Annotated in this window: 16 protein-coding genes, 2 rRNA genes and 2 pseudogenes; 9 read left to right on the top strand and 11 right to left on the bottom strand. The window is 73.9% G+C overall.

From position 1 onward, the window contains the following. The 3 genes from ACFW1I_RS07300 to ACFW1I_RS07290 form a co-directional block, all read left to right on the top strand. Positions 1 to 104: ribosomal RNA gene (locus tag ACFW1I_RS07300) — 23S ribosomal RNA — on the top strand; the annotation flags it as partial. A 76-nt stretch (positions 105 to 180) separates the two neighbouring features. Next, positions 181 to 297 (top strand): 5S ribosomal RNA (gene rrf / locus ACFW1I_RS07295). 131 nt (positions 298 to 428) lie between these two features. Continuing rightward, the gene (locus tag ACFW1I_RS07290; RefSeq protein ID WP_384666911.1) at positions 429 to 800 is read left to right on the top strand and encodes a hypothetical protein; all 372 of its coding nucleotides are present in this window, start codon (positions 429 to 431) and stop codon (positions 798 to 800) included. 2 nt (positions 801 to 802) lie between these two features. Here ACFW1I_RS07290 and ACFW1I_RS07285 read toward each other — a convergent pair. The 8 genes and pseudogenes from ACFW1I_RS07285 to ACFW1I_RS07250 all read right to left on the bottom strand — a co-directional run. Continuing rightward, a pseudogene (locus ACFW1I_RS07285) lies at positions 803 to 1,141 on the bottom strand (transposase family protein); the annotation flags it as partial. A gap of 524 nt (positions 1,142 to 1,665) precedes the next feature. Continuing rightward, a complete protein-coding gene (locus ACFW1I_RS07280) occupies positions 1,666 to 2,886 on the bottom strand; it encodes a VWA-like domain-containing protein (RefSeq protein WP_384666909.1) in 1,221 nt (406 codons plus the stop codon). A 14-nt stretch (positions 2,887 to 2,900) separates the two neighbouring features. After that, on the bottom strand, positions 2,901 to 4,136 hold the full coding sequence (locus tag ACFW1I_RS07275) for an AAA family ATPase (protein ID WP_384666906.1): 1,236 nt from the start codon (positions 4,134 to 4,136) through the stop codon (positions 2,901 to 2,903). Further along, positions 4,133 to 6,019 carry an ankyrin repeat domain-containing protein gene (locus ACFW1I_RS07270; RefSeq protein WP_384666904.1) on the bottom strand — a complete coding sequence of 629 codons (1,887 nt, stop codon included), beginning with the start codon at positions 6,017 to 6,019 and terminating at the stop codon, positions 4,133 to 4,135. The genes ACFW1I_RS07275 and ACFW1I_RS07270 overlap by 4 nt, the downstream gene beginning before the upstream one ends. After that, positions 6,016 to 7,170 (bottom strand): gala protein, encoded by a 1,155-nt coding sequence (locus tag ACFW1I_RS07265; protein ID WP_384666902.1) that lies wholly within the window; start codon positions 7,168 to 7,170, stop codon positions 6,016 to 6,018. Before ACFW1I_RS07265 ends, ACFW1I_RS07270 begins: the two co-directional genes overlap by 4 nt. Positions 7,171 to 7,227: 57 nt before the next feature. Further along, positions 7,228 to 7,300 (bottom strand): annotated as a pseudogene (locus ACFW1I_RS07260). Positions 7,301 to 7,317: 17 nt separating this feature from the next. Then, on the bottom strand, positions 7,318 to 8,970 hold the full coding sequence (locus ACFW1I_RS07255) for a hypothetical protein (RefSeq protein ID WP_384666899.1): 1,653 nt from the start codon (positions 8,968 to 8,970) through the stop codon (positions 7,318 to 7,320). 158 nt (positions 8,971 to 9,128) lie between these two features. Next, entirely contained in the window at positions 9,129 to 9,845 is a 717-nt protein-coding gene (locus ACFW1I_RS07250) for a hypothetical protein (protein ID WP_384666897.1), read from the bottom strand. Positions 9,846 to 10,025: 180 nt separating this feature from the next. On the opposite strand from ACFW1I_RS07250, the gene ACFW1I_RS07245 reads away from it, so the two are divergent. Beyond that, on the top strand, positions 10,026 to 11,231 hold the full coding sequence (locus ACFW1I_RS07245; protein WP_384666894.1) for an NAD(P)/FAD-dependent oxidoreductase: 1,206 nt from the start codon (positions 10,026 to 10,028) through the stop codon (positions 11,229 to 11,231). A 27-nt stretch (positions 11,232 to 11,258) separates the two neighbouring features. Beyond that, positions 11,259 to 12,215, top strand: coding sequence for a sigma-70 family RNA polymerase sigma factor (locus ACFW1I_RS07240; protein WP_384666891.1), 957 nt, complete (start codon positions 11,259 to 11,261; stop codon positions 12,213 to 12,215). Between the two features lie 49 nt (positions 12,216 to 12,264). Here ACFW1I_RS07240 and ACFW1I_RS07235 read toward each other — a convergent pair whose 3' ends face one another. Together ACFW1I_RS07235 and ACFW1I_RS07230 are read right to left on the bottom strand one after the other, a co-directional pair. After that, the gene (locus ACFW1I_RS07235; RefSeq protein WP_384666889.1) at positions 12,265 to 13,125 is read right to left on the bottom strand and encodes an alpha/beta hydrolase; all 861 of its coding nucleotides are present in this window, start codon (positions 13,123 to 13,125) and stop codon (positions 12,265 to 12,267) included. Between the two features lie 113 nt (positions 13,126 to 13,238). After that, positions 13,239 to 14,261, bottom strand: coding sequence for an alpha/beta hydrolase (locus tag ACFW1I_RS07230; protein ID WP_384666887.1), 1,023 nt, complete (start codon positions 14,259 to 14,261; stop codon positions 13,239 to 13,241). A 242-nt stretch (positions 14,262 to 14,503) separates the two neighbouring features. Here ACFW1I_RS07230 and ACFW1I_RS07225 point away from each other — a divergent pair, with 242 nt between their 5' ends. Next, positions 14,504 to 15,499 (top strand): helix-turn-helix domain-containing protein, encoded by a 996-nt coding sequence (locus ACFW1I_RS07225; protein ID WP_384666918.1) that lies wholly within the window; start codon positions 14,504 to 14,506, stop codon positions 15,497 to 15,499. Between the two features lie 21 nt (positions 15,500 to 15,520). Here the strand turns inward: ACFW1I_RS07225 and ACFW1I_RS07220 are convergent, their stop codons facing one another. Next, positions 15,521 to 16,159, bottom strand: coding sequence for an endonuclease (locus tag ACFW1I_RS07220; RefSeq protein WP_384666886.1), 639 nt, complete (start codon positions 16,157 to 16,159; stop codon positions 15,521 to 15,523). 159 nt (positions 16,160 to 16,318) lie between these two features. Between ACFW1I_RS07220 and ACFW1I_RS07215 the strand changes: the two genes are divergently transcribed. From ACFW1I_RS07215 to ligD, 3 genes are read left to right on the top strand one after another with little or no spacing between them, the layout of a single operon-like run. After that, positions 16,319 to 16,951, top strand: coding sequence for a DNA polymerase ligase N-terminal domain-containing protein (locus tag ACFW1I_RS07215; RefSeq protein WP_384666884.1), 633 nt, complete (start codon positions 16,319 to 16,321; stop codon positions 16,949 to 16,951). Further along, positions 16,948 to 17,355, top strand: coding sequence for a hypothetical protein (locus tag ACFW1I_RS07210; protein ID WP_384666882.1), 408 nt, complete (start codon positions 16,948 to 16,950; stop codon positions 17,353 to 17,355). The genes ACFW1I_RS07215 and ACFW1I_RS07210 overlap by 4 nt, the downstream gene beginning before the upstream one ends. Further along, on the top strand, positions 17,352 to 18,260 hold the full coding sequence (ligD, locus tag ACFW1I_RS07205) for a non-homologous end-joining DNA ligase (protein WP_384666879.1): 909 nt from the start codon (positions 17,352 to 17,354) through the stop codon (positions 18,258 to 18,260). Before ACFW1I_RS07210 ends, ligD begins: the two co-directional genes overlap by 4 nt. Positions 18,261 to 18,374: the final 114 nt, after the last annotated feature.

Here is an 18,374-nt window from a genome sequence, read left to right as displayed (position 1 = left end):
TGAGAGGGTAAGGCTCCCAGTAGACGACTGGGTTGATAGGCCGGATGTGGAAGCCCAGTAATGGGTGGAGCTGACCGGTACTAATAGGCCGAGGGCTTGTCCTCAGTTGCTCGCGTCCACTGTGTTAGTTCTGAAGTAACGAACTCGCCAAGTTCCGGCTTGAGTTCAACTTCATAGTGTTTCGGTGGTCATAGCGTTAGGGAAACGCCCGGTTACATTCCGAACCCGGAAGCTAAGCCTTTCAGCGCCGATGGTACTGCAGGGGGGACCCTGTGGGAGAGTAGGACGCCGCCGAACAATCATTGTGGGAAAGCCCCGCACCTTCTGGTGCGGGGCTTTTCTGCGTTCTGCGGGACCCAGTGGCCGGAGCCGGCGGGGCAACCGCCGGCCAGCGCCATTGTCATGGGCGTCTGATATAGATCCTGCTCATGAAGTTCATAGTGCTGGTCGAGGGGGATGCTGGCGGATGGCACATCGATCGAGGTGCGCTGACGGAGGCGATCCGTGCTCGGTGGGCTGAAGTCGAGATCGATTCGTCGGCCCGTAGTGCAGTACGCAGTCTTATCTGGGAGTTCGAGTCGGAGAACGGCCCGGGTGAGGCTTATCTCCATGAAGACGGCACCTGTCTGTACGTGGATGCGTGGGAGGAGGATGCGATCTGGTTGGCGACGGCCTTCCGCGGGCTGACACCCATGCACCTTGACCTGGTGTTCTGCGATGAGGGGTACACCTTCGACGTGCGCGTTCCGGTCGGGACCACCAAGGCCGAACTGACCGCTCTGGTGAATGCCGCTGGCTGAGCTCAATCCGAAGTAGCGAGGTGGAGGACCAGGACGGCCTTCACTGTGGCGGTACTATGGGTCGTGCTGCACCGGAGCTTCCGCAGCAGGCGCCACTGCTTCAGGGCGGCTATGGCCTGCTCGTCCACTGCACGGATACGCGCATGGGACAGATGGACGGTTCGCTGACCTGTCGGAAGCCGCTCCCACCTGCCGCGGAAGGGTACTCGGACCGTCCCAGCGGCGACCTGATAGCCCTTGTCTGCCCAGCAGGCCAAGCCCGCGCCTCCACGATCAAGCACCAGTCCGAACCGGTCGTGATGTGCGTGGCTCCTGCCTCGCTGTCGATCAGTCACACGTCCAGCGGGCCGGACGGGGCCTCTGGTGCGTACCGGTGCCACCAGGCGATGACCTGCTCCAGACGTCGCCCGACCAGGTAGGCCCGGCGTTGATGAGCTCGTTCGTGGGTGGTAGGGAGAGTGGGTGACGTACTACGCGGACTTGACGCCTTACAGGTATGGCGGGGAGCAGGCGGTGGGGGAGGTCGCTGGGCGATGGCCTGGGGTTTCGGTGGTGAATGTGGGGTGGCTCGGGTGGGGGCGGGGGTTTCGCCGGGGGGTGGCTCCTGAGGGGCTGGCTTTGGTGTTGCGGGGGATGGCCGTGACGCATCGGGCTCGGCAGACACGTGGGCTTCACCCTTGCCCGTTCTGTCGCTCGCGGATGTTCGGGCGGCGGGACGGGGTGGCGGTGGGGAGTGCCGAGGTGTGGGTGAGGGGTGGGGAGGTCGCTTATGCGGCGCCCGAGTTGATCGCCCACTATGTCGAGGCGCACGGGTACGTGCCGCCGGCCGCCTTCAGTCGGGCGGTGTTCGCCTCCGTGGGGGATGTCAGGGGCGTGGGGGGATTCTGATCGTTTCCGCCCAGGGTGGGGGCTCGGGGGCGTTCGGGCCTATGAGGGCGGCGATCAGGCGGGCGGTGAGGGGTTCCGGGGGCCAGGGGGTGTAGCCGTCGGTGAGGACCACGATGATGTTCGGCGGGTCGGGGGCGGCCAGGGCCGTACGGATGCCGACGGTCATGTCCGTGCCGCCGCCGCCCGCCAGTTCGACCTGGTCCACGGTGGTCACCCGGGCGACGGCGTGGACGTCCGCGTCGCAGGCGAGGACGGTGACGCGGTTGCCGCCGACGCCTACTTCGCGGAGTACGCCGGAGACCTCGGCGAGGGCGGCTGCCAGGTCGTCCTCGGTCATGGAGCCGGAGGTGTCGACCACGATGGCGACGCGGGGCAGCGGGCGGCGGAGGGTGGGCAGGACCACGCGGCCGCCGAGGGCCGGGGTGCGGCGTGAGGGGCGGCGGTAGGTGTAGTCGACCGCGCCGCCCGCCCAGGCCGCCGCCTCGCGGACCGCGCCGGTGAGGGCCTTGCGCCAGTCGACGGTGGGCTCCAGGACCTCCTCCGCCCAGCGCTGCCAGCCCGCGGCGATCGTGCCCCGGGAGCGTACGTGGGCGCGGATGGCCTGGGCGGTCTGGCGGCGCAGGGCCTCGGCTTCCACCGGGCCCAGGCCGGTGGTGCCGGCGGAGCCCTGCTCGCCCAGGTCCCACGGCGCGGGGACGCCGTGCGCCCCGGAGCCGCAGTCCAGCTCGTGGGGGCAGGAGGGCGGGATGTCGCGCAGGTACTCCTCGAAGAGTCGGCCCGTCGGCAGGTCGAACAGGCGCGGCTCCATGCGTCCCGGGGGCAGCCGCAGTCCGTCGGCGACGAGGTCGTCGTTGATCTCGCAGTCCTGGGCGATGTTGACGCGCAGCCGGTCGCGCTGGTCGGCGGCGGGCAGCTGGTCGGCGCGGCCGTGATGGTCGCGCAGGAGGTGGGCCGCCTCGTGGATCCACACGCCGGCCAGCTCCTCGACGCCGGTCGCGTCGACGAAGGCGGGCGCGACGTAGCAGCGCCAGTACCGGTCCACCGCCATCGTGCGCACCTGCTCCGACGGGACGACGGTCAGGGCGTACAGGGCGGAGGCGAGGTACGGGCGCGCCTCCGCCGCCTTGTAGCGCGCGGCCAGCAGCTTGGCGCGGTCGAGTCGGGCGGAGCCGTCGGCCGGTGCGGGGTGCGGGGTCATGGCGTGGCGGCCGGTCAGCGCGCGCCCGGGAGGGCGCCGGCGAGCTGGAGCAGTTCGAGGAAGGCGTCGATGCCGGGCGGGATGGGCCAGTCGGGCTCGCGCATCGCGGCGAGGTCGCGGGCCGCCCGCGCCGCCACGTCGGGCACTCCGGCGTCCACGGCCTTGGCGAGGACCTCCCAGCCCGCCTCCCAGCGCGGACGGGTCGGCTCGCTCTGTACGGCGGCGACCACGGCGATGAGGAACGCCAGCTGGCGGTCGCCGCGTTCGGGCAGCGCGAAGGCCGACGGGTCGGCGAGCACCCGGTCCGGGTCGGGCAGGTCGAGGTTCTCCAGGTAGGCGAGGAGCTCGATGCCGGCCGCCTCGCCGACGGCGCCCATCAGGGCCGTGGCACGTGCCTCGCGCCCGGCGCCCGACGCGTACCCGGTGGCGAGGAGGCGCAGCGCCATCTCCCAGGTACGCGGTGAGGGCCAGGCGCGGCCTCGGCCCTCGGCCTCCTTCGGCAGGTGGTGCGCCAGGCCGGGGCGGGCGGTCAGGAAGCCGCTGATGACGCCCCGGGCGCGGGCGACCGCTCCGGACACCCGGCCCGGTTCCACCGTCGGCAGGGCGGTCTCGGGCCAGGTGCCGGCCATGCCGCGGGCCACCGTGCGCGGGTCGTGCGTCCAGTCGAGGTGGACGAAGCGGTTGGCGAGGGGCGGGCTCAGGTGCCAGCCGTCGGCGGCGCTGGAGGGCGGGTTGGCGGCGGCGACGATCCGTACCGACGCGGGGAGCGCCAGGCTGCCGACCCGGCGTTCGAGCACCACCCGCAGCAGCGCGGCCTGCACGGCCGGCGGCGCCGAGGACAGCTCGTCGAAGAACAGCAGGCCGTGCCCCGTACGGGCGAGCCGGACGGCCCAGTCCGGCGGCGCCATGGGCACGCCCGAGGCGGCCGGGTCGTCGCCGACGATCGGCAGGCCGGCGAAGTCGGACGGTTCGTGGACGCTGGCGACGACCGTCTCCAGGTGCACGCCGAGCGCGGCGGCGAGCTGCTCCATGCCGGCGGACTTGCCGATGCCGGGCTCACCCCAGAGGAGGACGGGCTGATTGGCCGTCACCGCCAGGGCCAAAGCCTCCAGTTGGGGGTTGTCGGCCGGTTCGGTTCGGGTGACGCTCAGGCGGGCGTTGAGGGCGTCGGCGGCCGCGAGAGCGGACACCGGCGGGGACGTCGGCGGGGACGTGGACGCGGAGGTGGATGCGGAGGTGGATGCGGTCATGGGTGGATCTCCTTGTCGTCCGCCGGGTCCTCCTCCGCGTTCCAGTCGACCTTGGAGGAGGACCGCTCGTCCATGTGGGCGTCGAACCAGTCGGAGCCGAGGCCCGGATGCTCCCGCAGCACGCGGCGGCGGAGGAACATGAGGTCGGTCCGCTCGTAGCGGCGGATCGCCTGGGCGAGGGACAGCTCCATCTCGTCGGTGACGTCGATCCTGGCGCCGGCGGCCAGCAGCTCCCTGACCAGGTCGACGGAACCGCCCTCGTGGACGGCGCTCTGGAGCGGGGTGCGGTCCGCCTTGTCCTTCGCCTCCAGGTCCAGTCCGGCGGCCAGCAGCCGCGGCAGCAGCTGCCGGTGGTCGAGCAGGTGGAGGACGTGCAGCAGACCGCGTCCCTTGAGGTCGCGGACGTAGGGGTCCGTACCGGCGTCGAGCAGCGCCAGTACGGCGGGCGTGTCACCGTGCTGGGCGTGCAGGAACAGCGCGTTCCGCTGCTCCCGCAGCGCGCGCGGCAGCCGTCCCTGGCCGCTGGTCCACGCCGCCTGCGCGGCGAAGCAGCCACTGATGGTGCCGCCGAAGGCGCGCAGCGCCAGTTCGCGCTGCCGTTCCTGTTCGGTGTGCGGGCCCGCCAGGACGCCGTCGCGCTGGACGACCTCGTGCCAGATCCCGCCGCAGCGGACCCTGACGGGCTCCGGCGTACGCGGGGCGGGCGGGCCGGACGCGGGTCCCAGGTGCGGGAACAGGGCGGCGACGACCAGCGGGTGCAGTTCCTCGGGCCGGATCCGGCCGGCCCGCAGCAGGCCGATGTCGGGCAGCCGCTGCCAGACGTACGAGGGGAGGCGCGGGATCCCGGCCTCCTGGCCGCGGTCGTGGCCGGAGACGCGCGGCGGGGCGCCGTCGGGGTCGGACGGGTCCAGCTCGACCCGCAGGTGACCGCGCCACTCCAGGTCGAGGCGGTGGCGCGACCCGCGGCCGGCGCGGGCGAGGAGACGGGTCTCGTGCGCCAGGCGGGTGAGGTCCGGGGCGATGAACGAGGTGAGCCCGGCGACGTCGAGCTGCCGGTAGGAACGCGGGCCCCGGGGCGGGGGAGTGAGGTCGAGGCCGAGTCCGGAGGCGGCGTACGCCTCGGTGTGCTCGCCGCGGGCCTGGAGGACCGCGATCCATTCCGCGAGGGCGGCCGGGCCGGCGCCGCTGCCGGGGGCCTCGTCCGGCAGCTCCTCGGGAGTGAGGGGCGTACCGTCGAGGTGCAGGAACGGCAGGCGGGCGGGGGGACCGGCGACGCGTGAGCCGACGGTGCCGTCGGAGAGGCCTTCGGCCGTGCCGCCGGTCGGGCCTCCGAGGGCGACGGCGTCCACGGCGCCGGCGCTCCAGCGCAGCTCGCCGGTGCGGCGGGCGTCCCAGAAGCGGCGGGCGGCGGTCCAGTCCTCCGTGACGTACCGCAGTCCGTGGAGCGTGTCGCCCTCGGCGGAGGGGCCGAAGTGCAGGCGGAGGCGCTGCGGTCCGGCCACCATCGGGGTGTTGGTCAGCGACAGGACGGGGCCCGGGCTGCCGTACGCGGCGAGGACGACGCGGCGGTAGGGGGCGAGGGTGGTGTGGCCGCCGAGGGTGCGCGGAAGGTGCCAGCGCAGCAGGTCGGGCGCGAGGTGCCGCAGGTCGTCGGCGACCTGGGCGGCGACCTCGGCGCCGTACCGGTCGGCGATCCGCTCGGGGTCGAGGTCGTCGGGCACGTCGACGGCGGCCGCGGCGCAGGCCGCGCGCCAGTCGCCGGACTCGCGGGCCTCCGTGGCGCGTTCGATCATCCAGCGGGGTACGGCGTAGCGGCGGACGCGGGCCCAGGAGGAGAGGTCCTCGGGGGAGAGGCCGCCGGGCAGGACCGGGCGTGTCGTCATCGGTACAGGCTCCCGATCGCCCGCAGGTCGGGGTGGGTCGGCCGGGCGGGCCGCAGCCGTTCGGCGAAGGACCGCTTGAGGCGGCGGGGCGTGCCCGGGCCGAGGCCCACGTATTCGAGGCGGTGCCCTGCGGGGAGTGAGGCGAGGAGGCTCTTGGCGCCGCGGCCGGTGATGCCGGTGTGGCGCAGTTCGAGGCGGCGCAGCGGGCTTCCGGGCAGGGCGGCGGCCAGCGCGCGGGCGCCGTCGTCGCCGGTGGTGTTGGCCGGTGAGCCGAGGCTGCGTTCGGACATGGCCCGGCCGAGGTCGAGGATCTCGATGCCGCCGAGGGCGTCGGCGAGGGCGCGGGCGCCGTCGGGGCCGATGCCGTTGCCGCCCAGGCCGAGTCGTACGGGCCGGGCCGGGTCGGTGGCGGCGGCCAGCACGGCGGTGCCCTCGTCGCCGAGGTGGTTGGCCGGCAGGTAGAGCTCGCGGACGCCGGCGTCGCGCAGGAGGGCGGCGAGCAGCGGGGCGTCGGCGGCCGTCAGGCCGTTGCCCCCGAGGAAGAGCCGTTCGAGCGGGGCCGCGCGGTCCAGGAGGGCGTCGAGGAGGAGCCGTACGCCCTCCGGTCCGATCCCGGAGTTGACGAGGTCGAGGGTGCGCAGCGTGCTGTTGCGGCGCAGCAGCCCGGCGAGGGTGCGGGCGCCGGTCGCCGTGACCGGGTTCCGCTTGAGCCACAGGGCGCGCACGGTGGTGTCCTCGGCGAGCGCGTCGGCGAGGGCGGTCACGCCGTCCGGGCCGATGCGGTTGCAGCCGAGGTACAGGGTGCGGAGGCCGTGGGCCGTGCCGGTGTCCTGTGCGGCGGTCAGGACGTCGGCGACGGACCGGGCGCCTTCGTCGCCGAGGGAGTTGGTGCCGAGCAGCAGGTGCGCGGCGTGCGGGGAGCCGGCGGCCGCCGGCAGCAGGTGCGCCGCTCCGTCGGGACCGAGCCCCTGCTTGCACAGGTCCACCCGGCCGTCGGCGCGCAACGTGCCGAGCGGGAACGCCTCGTCGGCGTCGACGGGCCGTGCGTCGGCGAGCCGGGCCACCAGGGGTGCGAGCAGCGCGGGGTCGGCGAGCGGTAGGTCGGGGTGCTCGATCGCGGGGCAGCGTACGGGCGTTGTCGGCTGGTTCATCACCACTCCACCGGTCCTCCGCCGGGGGCCGGCGTCCGCGTCGACATCAAGAAGGCGCAAGACCGGTCGGATTCGAACCGACGTCCTCCAGCTCGATGCGTGGGCGCGACGACCTCTGCGCTACGGCCTTGCTGCGGACGATCATAGTCACATCCGTTCCTGATTTCGATCATCAGTTTGATATGCGGGGGAAGGGTGAGCGGGAGGAGAGGGGAGGGGAGCGGGGGTGGTGCAGACCAGGACGCGACCGTCGGTGGTGCCGAGGAGCAGCCGGCCGGGTCCGGCGACGGTGAGGGCGCTGGCGACGACAGGCACTCCGGCGACGGTCAGGTGCCGACGGCGGCGGACGCTGCCGTCCTGCGGATCGAGCGCCACGATCTCGCCGTCGTCGTACGTGACGTAGACGGTGCCGGTGCCGGTGCCGGTGCCGTGGTCGAGGTCGAGGTCGAGGTCCGTGGCCTTCCGGTCGGTCCTGAAGTCCCAGGCGGGCCGTTCACCGCCCACCGTGCGCCGGACGACGAAGGAACCGCCCGGCTGCAGTCCGCGGCCGTCGTGGACGGTCCCGGCGTGGATCAGGTCGCCGTCGGCGGTCTCCACGCCGGGTCCGGCGAAGTGCGTCTCACCCGGCTCCCAGGAGTAGGGGGACACGTGGCGGGTGTCCGACCGTTCCGGCTCACGCGGACGTCCGGCATCCGGTACGGCCCCGAGGTCCACTGCCACCAGCCGGACTTCGCGACGCCCGTCCCGCCGCCGGCTCTTCCCTTCGGCGGTCTCCCGGAAGTAGATCCGGCTGCCGCGCCGGATGCGCAACCTGCTCCGCTCACCGTTCGCCCCGGCCGGCGCGAGGGCGGGCAGGCCGTCGGCACTCCGTACGAGGGACGCCGCGGTGGAGGGGGCGAGGTGGTCGAGCTGTGCCCCGTCGTGCAGCGCGAGCCGGACCACGGGACGGGCCCGATCCTGGGACGGAGGCCCGTGCAGACCGACCCAGGCGGTTCGCTCGTCGGGGGCGACGACGATGTCACGCCCGCCGTCGCCGTCGCCGTCGCCGTCGCCGTCGCGGTCCGGGACGGCCCACTGCCGCCGTCCCGAGGGCAGCCAGCACTCCAACCGGACGCCGTCGAGCGTCGCCACGATCCTGCCGTCGGAAAGCTCCTCGACCGCGCGCACGTTGCGTCGCGGGTTCCAGGCGGCGCTCAGGCCGGAGAGCGTCCGGCGGGCCTCCTCCCGGCGGTCTTCGCGCGGAGCGGTCACGCGTGGTCCGGCCAGGTCGCCCGCGCCGATCGACCGGGGCGGTACGGCCGTCCAGTCGGGCCGACGTATCACCGCGAGGTGGCCCTCGCGCCTGGCGGCCTCGTCCTGCCAGTCGTCGTACGGCGCCATCAGCACGCGCAGTTCGTGCTCGTCGAGCCATTCCAGGCCCAGGACCTGACGGCCCAGCGGGTGCTCGATGAGTGAGGTGGTCCTCCCCGTCTCCAGGTCCAGGAGGAGCAGCTCTCCCTCGAAGAAGTAGCCGCCGTCGTAGGCGCCGGAACCCACGGTGAGGAGGGGCAGGGTCGGATGGAACGCCATGGCATGCACGGGATGGCGGGCACGGAGAAGGGCCCTGCAGGCCAGATCGTCGGTGCCGTAGACGCCGACCGGCGCGACGAAGCCGAAGTCCGGCACCCCGGCGACCGGCAGGTGCCTGCCTGCCACGGCCATCAGGCCACGGCTCTCGTCGTCGACGGTGAGGACGGGCTCGCCGACTTCTGCGAAGGGGCGGTCGCCGAAGACGCGGTCGATGCGGAACGAGGTGGGCATGGTGTGATCTTCGCAGGGCCCTGGGGTTCCGTGCGGCGGTCGGGCCCCGGAAAACCGAGGGCGGCCGTGGAAGGTCGAGGGCGGCCACGGAAGGCCGAAGGCGGCCCCGGAAGCAGGCGGCCGTGGAAGGTCGCAGGCGATCAGGTCGGTCCGGAGCCTCACGCTCGGTCGGGTGGGCCCTGGTCCGGCCGCGGCTCGGCCGGGGCGGGTTCCTTGGGGCGGTCGGGGCGGGGGTGGGGGAATGCGTCGGCGAGGGGGGTGGGGTGGGTGTAGCCGGTGGGCTTGCTGGTGAGGTGCCAGACGCGGTCGTCGGCTTCGCAGCGGTAGGAGCGGGTCTCGGGGGGCCGGGTGTCCGGCTGGGCGGCTCGGACGGTGGTCACGTCCTCCAGGGCCGCCGCCGCGCGTGCGGCCGTCGGGTGCTGGACCTTGCCGCAGCGGCATTTGCTGGTGCCGACCAGGGGTTGCTCGGGGGTGCCCGGGGGCAGGTCGGCGTGTTCGGCGAAGTAGGGGAGGTCGGCGGTGCGCAGGCGCCGCCACCAGCCGACTCCCGGCCGGCGGAGGAAGTACGCGCGGACCCCGCCGCGCTTGGAGCTCCGGACGTCCGACGTGATCATGACGACGGCTCCGGAGGAGTGGAACGCCTCCAGACGGGCGCGGAGCGGGTGGACGGTCGTCTCGACCTTCCAGCCCGCTGCCTCCAGCACGGGGCCGAACGGGGCGATCCGCTCGGCGGGGGCCTCGCCGCGGATCCTGGGCGGCGCGACGCTGTCGCGCGCGGCTCGCTCGGCGGGGGTGAGCTGTTGCTCGCGGATGAGGGCGCGGGAGGCGAGGAACGCCGTGCTCGGCGGGGTGGGGCGTGGGGGCTGTGCGCTCATCCTGGATCCCGTCGGCGGCTCGAACCTCGCAGGGAATGATCATTCTTGCAGTTCCGGCCGGCGGGGGCCGGGGATCGACGCTCGGCGAGTGTGACCTGTATCACATCCGAGTTCTGTCAGGGATCGGGGTGCTGTCCCGCTCAACCGTCGGGAACGAATCAACCGACAGGAGTGACCCTCATGAAGCACCGCATCGTCGTCCTCGGCGCCGGTTACGCCGGTTCTCACGTCGCCGGGACCCTGGCCCGCCGGCTGTCCCCGCAGGACGCCGAGATCACCGTCGTCAACGCCGAGCCGGACTTCGTCCAGCGGCTCCGGCTGCACCAGCTGGCCGCCGGACAGGAGATCGACGCCCCGCAGCTCACCGATGTCTTCGCGGGCACGCAGGTGCGGCTGCGCCTCGGCCGCGTCACCGGCATCGACCCCGAGCGCCGGGCCGTCACCGTCGCCGACGCCGACGGAGGCGGCGAACTCGACTACGACACGCTGGTCTACGCCCTCGGCAGCCACTTCGCCGTCCACGGAGTGCCGGGTGTCGCCGAGCACGCCTTCGACGTCAGCGGACGTCCGTCCGCGCTGCGGCTGCGCGCGCGGCTGGAGACGCTCGAGGCACGGGGCGGGGAGGGGAACGTGGTCGTCGTCGGTGACGGGCTGACGGGGATCGAGACCGCCACCGAGATCGCCGAGTCCCGCCCCGCCCTGTCCGTGACGCTGATCGCCCGCGGCGAGCTGGGCGCCCGGCTCTCCGCCGGAGCGCGCGACCACCTGCGGCGGGCGTGCGACCGGCTGCGCATCACGGTCAGGGAGCACACCGAGGTCGAGGCCGTCGAGGCGGCTCGGGTGCGGTGCGCGGACGGCACCGTCCTGGCGGCCGACGCGACGGTGTGGACGGCCGGGTTCGCGGTCGGCCCCCTCGCGGCCGCCGCCGGGCTGCAGGTCACCGAGCACGGCCAGATCGTCGTCGACCGCACCATGAGGTCGGTCTCGCACCCCGACGTCTACGCCGTCGGCGACAGCGTGTACGCCCTCGGCGACAACGGCCTGCCGCTGCCGATGTCCTGCGCGACCGCCGGCGCGACCGGCATGCAGGCCGTGAAGGCGATCGTGGGAGGGCTGAGCGGCGGCAAGGTCGCCCACGCCAAGCTGGCCTACGTGGCCAACCACATCAGCCTCGGGCGGCAGGACGGGATCCTGCAGTTGGTCGACGGCGAGGGGCTGGCCAAGAACTCGTACGTGGGCGGGCGGAAGGCCGCGCGGGTCAAGGCCGGCATCGTCCGGATGTCGCTGTGGGCCACCTCGCACCCGACGTTCGGCCTCCCCCGGCGCAGCCACCGGGTGGCAATGGCGGTCGCGTCACCGGCCGCCGCGGAGAAGGCCGTTGTGTGACGGCCCGGGCAGCCTAGAGTGATCCACGTGGCCCACATCCCTGTCGACGGCTTCGACACCAGCCGGTTCGAGGCCAGCCGCAACCGGCTGGCCTCCCTGGCCTACCGTCTGCTCGGCTCCGCCACCGACGCCGAGGACGCGGTCCAGGACGCCTTCCTGCACTGGCAGGCCGCCGACCGGCAGCTGATCAAGGTGCCGGAGGCATGGCTGACCAAGGTCGTCACCAACCTGTGCCTGGACCGGCTCCGTTCGGCCCACGCCCGCCGCGAACGCACCGCCGGCGCCTGGCTGCCCGAACCGCTCCTCGACGGCGACCCCATGCTCGGCCCCGCCGACACCTTCGCCCAGCGCGAGTCGGTCTCCCTGGCGGTGCTCACCCTCATGGAACGCCTCTCGCCGCTCGAACGCGCCGTCTACGTCCTGCGCGAGGCGTTCTCGTACAGCCACGCCGAGATCGCCGGGATCCTCGACGTCACCGAGTCGGCCAGCCAGCAGCACCTCCACCGCGCCCGGCGGCGCGTCACCGCCGAGCGCCGCCGCGACACCGACGAGGTCGACCCGGCGTCGGCCCGCAAGATCGTCGAGGAGTTCCTCGCCGCCGCCTCCTCCGGACGCACCGAGCGGCTGGTGGCGCTGCTCACCGACGACGCGACCGCGATCTCCGACGGCGCCGGTCTGGCCGCGAAGCTGCTGCGGTACGACACCTCGGAGCGGATCGCCACCATCGCGCGCGCCGGCTTCACCCCGACCCCCGCGAAGCGGCGGCTGGCCGGCGGCACGCCCGCGATCCACTACGCGGTGGTCAACGGCGGCCCCGCCATCCTGTTCGTCGTCGACGACCGGGTCACCGGCTCGGTCACGTTCGACCTCGCCCACGGCCGGATCGCGACCGTACGGGGCATCGCGGCGCCCGCCCGCCTGACGCGGCTCACGGAAGCCTGGCGGCGACACGAGCCGGACGCGCCGCTCGTCGCCGAGTGGTGACGGCGGGGGTGTGTCCGCCGCCGCCACCCCGCCGGGCGTTCGTCCGCAGCTACGCCGCCGGGTCGGCGAAGCGGCGGACGAACGTGAGGGCGGTGTCGGCGACCTCGCGCCAGCCGTGGTCGATCGTCAGGGCGTGCCCGCGGCCGGGGATCTCGGTGATCTCGGTGACGGCGTGCTCGTTGCGCGCCTGCTTCTTGTAGGAGGCGTTGGCGATGGCCCAGGGGACCGTGTGGTCCTTCTCGCCCGAGATGACGAGGAGCGGCCCGCGGCCGGCGGCGGTGGTGTCCACCTTGACCTCGGTCCACGGGTTGATGTTGGCCGCCGCGGCCTGGAACAGCGGCTCGCCCGAGGCCGGCACGGCGAAGGTCGCGTACAGCTCGCGGGCCTCCTCCTCGCTCACGGCGTTGGCGAAGGAGTACCGGAACTGGTCGAACGTCAGGGGGACGGCCCGGTGGTGGTTGGCCGGGTTGCCCAGGACCGCGCTCGCCGCCCGCAGGGACGAGAGGGGCAGGGGCAGTACGCCGCGGAACGGGGCGGGGTCGATGGCGACGGACGCCTGGGACAGGCCGCGTCCGGCGACGATCTGGGTGATCAGGCCGCCGAAGGAGTGACCGATCACGGCGGGCCTGCGGTCCAGCCTGCCGATGAGGTCGCAGAAGTGGTCGGCCACCTGCCCCACGCTCTTGCCGGCGAACACCTCCGGGTGGGCGTTGGCCTCCTCGACCGTGTCCGGGTCGTCGGGCCAGCCGGGCAGGACCGGGGCGAACCCGGCCTCCTCGAAGACGGTGGCCCAGCGGTCCCAGCTGGTGGGGAGCAGCCACAGGCCGTGGATGAAGACGACCGGGATCCGGTCGGTGGCGTTGGCCCGTTCGATCTGCGCGAGATCGCGGGCGTGGGAGGAGGAGGTCACGGGGCGCTCCTTGTCGGGTGGACGGCGAGGGTTTCGGGGGAGGGGCGGGTAGGGGGGGCACCAGGCGGCGACGCGAAGCGCCGTGCGCCGCCGGACGGACGGTCGCCGCCCGGTCAGGCGTCGGCCAGGGCCCGCCGGAGCGTGCTGATGGCGAGTTCGATCGCCGACTGTGCCGCGTGGGTTCCGCGCAGGGCGTTGAGCATCACGAAGTCGTGGATGACGCCCTGGTAGCGGACCGCCGTCACCGGCACGCCGGCGGCGCGCAGCTTGTTCGCGTACGCCTCGCCCTCGTCGCGCAGGACGTCGGCCTCCGCGGTGACGACGAGCGCGGGCGGCAGACCGGTGAGCTGTTCGGTGGTGGCCCGCAGCGGGGAGGCGGTGATCTGGGCGCGCGCGGTCTCGTCGGTCGTGTACTGGTCCCAGAACCACCGCATGCCGTCGCGGCGCAGGAAGTACCCCTCGGCGAACTGCCGGTAGGAGCCGGTGTCGAAGGACGCGTCGGTGACCGGGTAGAAGAGCACCTGGTGGCGCAGGTCGAGGCCGCCGCGTTCCTTGGCCATCAGGGTGAGCGCGGCGCTCATGTTGCCGCCGACGGAGTCGCCCGCGACGGCGATCCGGGAGGCGTCCAGGCCGTGGGCGGCGCCGTCGGTGACGATCCAGCGGGCGGCGGTCCAGTTCTGTTCGACGGCCACCGGGTAGCGGTGCTCGGGGGAGAGGGCGTACTCGGGGAAGACGACGGCCGCACCCGTACCGACGGCGAGTTCGCGGACCAGCCGGTCGTGGGTGTGGGCGTTGCCGAACACCCAGCCCGCGCCGTGGAGGTAGAGGAGGACCGGCAGCAGGCCCGTGGCGCCCGCCGGTCGCACGATCCGGGCCCGGACCTCGCCCGTGGGTCCGCCCGGCACGGTCACCCACTCCTCGTCGACGGCGGGCAGGTCGACCGGGCCGGACTGGACCTCGTCGACGGCCTTGCGGCCCTCGGCCGGGGGGAGCTGGAAGAGGAACGGCGGCGTGGCCGTGGCCTGGGCGAAGTCGGCCGCGGCCGGTTCCAGGACCGGGGTGATGGGGGTGACGGGGGTGGCAGGGCTGACGGGGGTGGCGGGGCTGGCGGGGGTGGACGGGATCCGGTCGGTCATGATCCGGCGCCTCTCGCTCGGGACGGTCCGGCACGGCGGCGGGGGTCCGCCGGGCCGACCCCGCACGCGCACTGCGGGGCGGTTCCGAAAGCTATGCGCGTTCCCGCGGGCCGGGTCGCTCCTGGGTGCAGGGATCTTGCCCCTGTGTGCACGGTTCGCGCCTGCGGGGGCCGCCGCCTGCCGGAGAATGAAGGCCCGCGGGCATCCGACGAGCTCGGAGAAGAGGGGACCTCGTGCTGCTGATGGACCTGGACGCCTTCGCGCCGGAGGACCGGGCCGGTGCCTTCCACCACGCCCTGAACGACACGTCGGTGCCGAACGACGTCGTCCACGAGGCATCGGAAGACGGGATCCGCGCCCGGTTCGAGGCGTACCGGGTGGGGCCGCTGGACCTGTTCGAGATGCGGAGTACGGGATTCGAGGTGCGGCGGACGGCCCGGCACGTGCGGTGGCACCGCGACCGCCCGGTGGTCTCGGTCTCCCTCCAGACCCGGGGCGTCCACCGCGCCGAGAACGCCGGCGAACGCTACCTCCTCGGCCCGGACGACATCGCCGTCTTCCACGAGCTCACGCCCCGCCGCTACGGCTGGTCCGGCGAAGGCGCCTCGCAGGCCCTCACCGTCGACATGGAGCACCTCGGAGTGCCCGTGGACACGGTCGTCCGCGCCTCCGTACGGCTGCGGGACAGCCCCGTGCACGATCTGCTCCTGGCCCACCTGCGCGCCCTCTGGCGGGACCCCGGCCGCCTGGAGGCGGATCCCGGGGCGGCGGCCGTCGGCAACGCCACCACGGAACTCGTCCGGGCGCTGCTGACCTCGGCGGCGCACGGCGAGGACGACCGGCGCGTCCGGGCCGCGATGGACGATTCCCTCACCCACCGGATCATGGCCTACGTGCGCCGCCACCTGACCGACCCCGACCTCACCCCCGACCGCATCGCGCACGAACACGCCATCTCCCGGCGCCAGTTGTACGCGGTCCTCGGGCGGGCCGGCATCCGGCTCGAACAATGGGTCATCACCGAGAGGCTGGAGTCGGCCTGCCGCCTGCTGGCCTCCCCGCGCCACGCCGGACTGCCCGTCGCCGCGGTCGCGGCCCGCTGCGGATTCTCCAGCCCCAGCCACTTCGGCCGCCGCTTCCGTGCCGCGTACGGCGTCACCCCGCGCGACTGGCGTCGCCTGCGGAACGAGGACGCCGCACGGACCTCCCCGGGGACGCGCCGGGAGCGGGAGGCGTAGAGGATCCGTCGGGGCGACGGGTCACGCGGCCTGCAGCTCCCGTGCCGCGTCCTTGGAGAGGCCGACGCGGACGAGCGCGGCGGCGAGCCTCGCGTGGTCCTCCGGGGGCACCCGGCGCCCCAGACCGCGCGGCGTGTGCGGCAGGCCGAGGTCCCGCGCCACCGCGCACGCCCGCTCGTCGAAGTACGGGCGCAGCCACGGCCAGACCGCCTGCGCCTCGCGGCAGAAGATGTCCGCGCCGACCGGGCCGATCCGCGGAACCTCCTGGAGCAGCTCCCGCAGGGCGCCCGCGTCGCCGTCGGCCTCGTCGCGCATCCGGCGGAGGTCGCCGTGCCAGCGTTCGAGCACGAGCCGCGCCCCGTCGCCGAGGGCCGTGGCGGTGCTCTCGTCGTACCGCACGTAGTGGGCCCGGCCGAGGGCGTCCACGCGGTCCTGCCAGCCGGAGCGGGCCATCGACCGGGGCGTCCGGAATCCCGCCCGGGACAGCTCCCGGGCGGCCGCGACGGCCGTGTCGGCGCTGATCCGGATCGAGCAGAGCACCGTGAGCACGAGGAGCCGGTACAGCGGGGAGGGCGTGTCGCGCAGGGTGATGCCCGCCTGCTGTGCGTAGGTCCGGCCGTACTCGGACAACAGCCTGGAGGTCATCGTGTCGCCGGTCATGGCCCGCGCACCTCGCCTTCTCTCGGGGCGGCTGCCCCGCATCGGGGCCGTCACACCCGGCGTGTCGGCACCCGGCCGCCCCGCATCGGGGCCGTCACACCCGGCGTGTCGGCACCGGATCCGCGGGGTAGTCGCGGGGGCTGGAGAGGAGGAATGGCGATGGCCGGACCGGACGAGACGCTGACGGAGTACCGGCGGAAGCGGGACTTCCGCAGGACGCGCGAACCCGAGGGGGAGGGCGGCCGGGAGAAGGGGCGCGAGCCCGTGTTCGTGGTCCAGATCCACGACGCCACCACGATGCACTTCGACTTCCGCCTGGAGGTGGACGGGGTGCTCATGTCCTGGTCGGTGCCGAAGGGGCCCTCGGGCGATCCCCACGACAAGCGGCTGGCGATGCCCACCGAGGACCACCCCCTGGAGTACCGCGACTTCGAGGGGACGATCGCACCCGGTGAGTACGGCGGCGGCACGGTGATCATCTGGGACGAGGGCCGGTACGAGAACCGCAGCACCGACAGACGCGGCCACGAGATCCCCTTCGCCGAGGCGCTCGACGCCGGCCACGCCTCCTTCCGCCTCGCGGGGCGCAAACTGCACGGCGACTGGGCGCTCACCCGGTTCCGCCAGGGGGCCGACGGGGAGCGGGAGGCGTGGCTGCTGGTCGGACGCGGCCGCGGCGCAGGCGGCGGTACGCCCGACCCCCGGCGGGCGCGCTCGGCGCGCACCGGGCGGACGCTGAAGAAGGTCGCCGAGGAGGAGGAGACGAACGAGGGAGAGGCTGAGGCCGCATGAGTCTGACGGACCGGCTCTCCGGGGCCGAGCGCGCACGGCCGCGCAGCGCGGACACCGGCGTGGGTGCGCGGCGGCCGATGCCCGCCGTGCCCGGCGACCGCCGGACCGTCGCCGGCGGGATGCTGTCCGCGCGCGACGGCGTCCGTGTCGTCGCGATCCGCCGTGACGGTGGCGGGCCGAAGGGGCCGACGACCCCGGCCACCGGCATCCGGGTCGGATGCGGCGCGCCGCCCGTCGGCCACCGCCGGGGCGAGCGGCGCCGGTACGCGGGTGAGGGCGGCACCGGCTCCGACACGGCCGGACGGCGCGGGCCGCGCGGACGCCCGGACCGGCTGGGGCAGGACCAGGGCCCGCGCGGCGACGAGCGGCCCACCGACGTCATCCGCGAGCGAGGCACGCCATGACCACCACCGACATCCGCGTGAGCGGCCGGACCGTCGAGATCAAGCGGGCGGGCAAGGAGCTCTTCCCCGACGACGGCATCACCAAGGCCGACCTCGCCGACCACTACCGCCGGGTCGGCCCGCGCATCCTGCCGCACCTGCGCGGACGCCCCTTGATGCTGGAGCGCTACCCCGACGGCATCGGCGCCGGGCGTTTCCTGCAGAAGGACACCCCCGACCACTTCCCGGACTGGATCCACCGCGCGGAGCTGCCCAAGCAGGACGGCACCGTCACGTACCCGGTCTGCGACGACCTGGCCTCGCTGCTCTACCTGGTCGATCAGGCGTGCATCACCCCGCACCGCTGGCTGTCCAAGGCGGACCGGCCCGACCACCCCGACCGCCTGGTCTTCGACCTCGATCCTCCCGGCGACGACTTCGAACCGGTGAGGCGGGCCGCCGCCCACATGCGCGAGCTGCTCGACGAGCTCGACCTGCCGGCGGCCCTGATGACCACCGGCTCGCGCGGACTGCACGTCGTGGTTCCGCTCGATCGCCGCACCGCCTTCGACGAGGTACGGGCGTTCGCCGGCGACGTGGCCGAACTCCTCGCCGCCCGGCACCCGGAGCAGCTCACCACCGCGGTGCGCAAGCAGGCCCGCAAGGGACGGCTCTACCTCGACGTCCAGCGCAACGGCTACGGCCAGACCGCCGTCACGCCCTATGCCGTCCGCGCCCGTCCCGGCGCCCCGGTCGCCACCCCGCTGAGCTGGAGCGAACTCGACGCCCCCGACCTCACGCCGCGGCGCTGGACGCTGACGGGCTTCGACGCCCGCCTGGAGGACGACGACCCCTGGAAGCGGGAGCTGCCCCGCGGCCGCTCCCTGAGAGCCGCCCGCCGACGGCTGGAGAAGCTGATCCCGTGAGCTGGTGTGACCATGGAGAACGCCGCACGGACGGGGCCCCCGACCCGGCCGACCCCGCCGAAACCGGACGATCCGACGGGCCCCGGTGATCCGCTGGATCCGTCGAAGCCCCGC

It is taken from the genome of Streptomyces sp. NPDC058955 (assembly GCF_042741435.1).
In the GTDB taxonomy this organism is placed as follows: domain Bacteria; phylum Actinomycetota; class Actinomycetes; order Streptomycetales; family Streptomycetaceae; genus Streptomyces.
Note: the sequence above shows the minus strand (reverse complement) of the source record. Positions and strands in the feature narration are given on the sequence as shown.

Bases quoted from the DNA above. Each gene is read 5' to 3' on its own strand.
- ACFW1I_RS07290 (WP_384666911.1), top strand. From the start codon at position 429: ATGAAGTTCATAGTGCTGGTCGAGGGGGATGCTGGCGGATGGCACATC.
- ACFW1I_RS07280 (WP_384666909.1), bottom strand. From the start codon at position 2,886: ATGACCCCGCACCCCGCACCGGCCGACGGCTCCGCCCGACTCGACCGC.
- ACFW1I_RS07275 (WP_384666906.1), bottom strand. From the start codon at position 4,136: ATGACCGCATCCACCTCCGCATCCACCTCCGCGTCCACGTCCCCGCCG.
- ACFW1I_RS07270 (WP_384666904.1), bottom strand. From the start codon at position 6,019: ATGACGACACGCCCGGTCCTGCCCGGCGGCCTCTCCCCCGAGGACCTC.
- ACFW1I_RS07265 (WP_384666902.1), bottom strand. From the start codon at position 7,170: ATGAACCAGCCGACAACGCCCGTACGCTGCCCCGCGATCGAGCACCCC.
- ACFW1I_RS07255 (WP_384666899.1), bottom strand. From the start codon at position 8,970: ATGCCCACCTCGTTCCGCATCGACCGCGTCTTCGGCGACCGCCCCTTC.
- ACFW1I_RS07250 (WP_384666897.1), bottom strand. From the start codon at position 9,845: ATGAGCGCACAGCCCCCACGCCCCACCCCGCCGAGCACGGCGTTCCTC.
- ACFW1I_RS07245 (WP_384666894.1), top strand. From the start codon at position 10,026: ATGAAGCACCGCATCGTCGTCCTCGGCGCCGGTTACGCCGGTTCTCAC.
- ACFW1I_RS07230 (WP_384666887.1), bottom strand. From the start codon at position 14,261: ATGACCGACCGGATCCCGTCCACCCCCGCCAGCCCCGCCACCCCCGTC.
- ACFW1I_RS07225 (WP_384666918.1), top strand. From the start codon at position 14,504: ATGGACCTGGACGCCTTCGCGCCGGAGGACCGGGCCGGTGCCTTCCAC.
- ACFW1I_RS07220 (WP_384666886.1), bottom strand. From the start codon at position 16,159: ATGACCGGCGACACGATGACCTCCAGGCTGTTGTCCGAGTACGGCCGG.
- ACFW1I_RS07215 (WP_384666884.1), top strand. From the start codon at position 16,319: ATGGCCGGACCGGACGAGACGCTGACGGAGTACCGGCGGAAGCGGGAC.
- ACFW1I_RS07210 (WP_384666882.1), top strand. From the start codon at position 16,948: ATGAGTCTGACGGACCGGCTCTCCGGGGCCGAGCGCGCACGGCCGCGC.
- ligD (WP_384666879.1), top strand. From the start codon at position 17,352: ATGACCACCACCGACATCCGCGTGAGCGGCCGGACCGTCGAGATCAAG.